Below are 1,712 nucleotides of genomic sequence, written 5' to 3'. Positions count from 1 at the left end.
GACAAGTTCGCGTCCCGACACGGACAGAAGGGCGTCGTCGGCCACCTCGCGCCCCAGGAGGACATGCCGTTCACCGAGGAGGGGGTCGTCCCGGACCTCGTGATGAATCCGCACGCGCTGCCGTCGCGGATGACGGTCGGCCACGTGCTGGAGATGCTCGGCGGGAAGGTCGGCTCGCTCCGCGGCTCGCGCGTCGACGGGACGCCGTTCCAGGGGGAAGACGAGGAGGAGCTCCGCGGTCAGCTGGAGGAGTACGGCTTCGAGTCCTCCGGCAAGGAGGTCATGTACTCCGGCGTCACCGGCGAGAAGATCGACGCCGAGATCTTCGTCGGGACGATCTTCTACCACAAGCTGTACCACATGGTGTCGAACAAGCTCCACGCCCGCTCGCGCGGGCCGGTCCAGGTGCTCACGCGCCAGCCGACCGAGGGGCGGGCCCGCGAGGGCGGCCTGCGCGTCGGGGAGATGGAGCGCGACACGATCATCGGCCACGGCGCGTCGATGGTGCTCAACGAGCGGCTGCTGGAGTCCTCGGACGCCGAGACGGTCCACGTCTCCGCGGAGACCGGGCTCGTGGCCGTCGAGGACCGCGAGCAGCGCCGCGTGTACGACCCGGTGACGGGCGACGAGGACGACATCCACGAGCTGGAGGTCAGCTACGCGTTCAAGCTGCTGCTCGACGAGATGATCGCCCTCGGCATCCGACCGAAACTCGAACTGGAGGACGCGATTTAGATGTCAATGCAAACACCGAAAGTGCTCGGCGGGATCGACTTCGGCCTCATGGACCCGGAGACGTACCGGGACATGTCCGCGACGAAGGTGATCACGGCCGACACGTACGACGACGACGGCTATCCGATCGACATGGGGCTGATGGACCCGCGGCTGGGCGTCATCGACCCCGGCCTGGAGTGCCGGACCTGCGGCTCGCACTCCGGCTCCTGTAACGGCCACTTCGGCCACATCGAACTGGCCGCCCCCGTCATCCACGTGGGCTTCACGAAGCTCATCCGGCGGCTGCTCCGCTCCACGTGCCGCGAGTGCGGGCGGCTCGCCTTGGACGACGCGCAGCGCGACGAGTTCCGCGACCGCTACGAGCGGGCGAAGGAGCTCGGCGACGACGAACACGACGTGCTGAAGGCCGCCGTCCGGCAGGCCCGGAAGGCGTCCACCTGCCCGTTCTGCGGCGAGCCGCAGGCGGACATCAAACACGAGAAGCCGACCACCTACTACGAGGTCCAGGACGTGCTCTCGGGCGACTACTCCGAGCGCATCGCGGCCGCGATGCAGCCCGACGAGGAGGAGGACGACCCCGGCACCTCCCCGCAGGAGCTCGCCGACGCGACCGGCATCGCCCTCGATCGGGTCAACGAGATCATGGCCGGCGAGTTCCGCCCCCGCAAGGAGGACCGCCGCGCCATCGAGAAGGCGCTCGACGTCGACCTCACCGAGGAGGACATGAACAAGCTGATGCCCTCGGACATCCGCGACTGGTTCGAGGACATCCCGGACGAGGACCTCGAGGTCCTCGGCATCGACTCCGAGCACTCCCGCCCCGAGTGGATGATCCTGACGGTGCTGCCGGTCCCGCCGGTGACCACTCGTCCCTCGATCACGCTCGACAACGGTCAGCGCTCCGAGGACGACCTCACCCACAAGCTGGTCGACATCATCCGGATCAACCAGCGGTTCATGGAGAACCGCGAGGC

General features: G+C 68.1%; 2 pseudogenes. Both read left to right on the top strand.

Going from position 1 to position 1,712, the window contains the following annotated elements:
* Positions 1–735: pseudogene (locus tag B9G38_RS17005) on the top strand (DNA-directed RNA polymerase subunit B); the annotation flags it as partial.
* 6 nt (positions 736–741) lie between these two features.
* A pseudogene (locus tag B9G38_RS17000) lies at positions 742–1,712 on the top strand (DNA-directed RNA polymerase subunit A'); the annotation flags it as partial.

Source organism: Halorubrum sp. SD612 (assembly GCF_002135005.1).
This window is presented reverse-complemented; position numbering and strand designations above follow the sequence as displayed.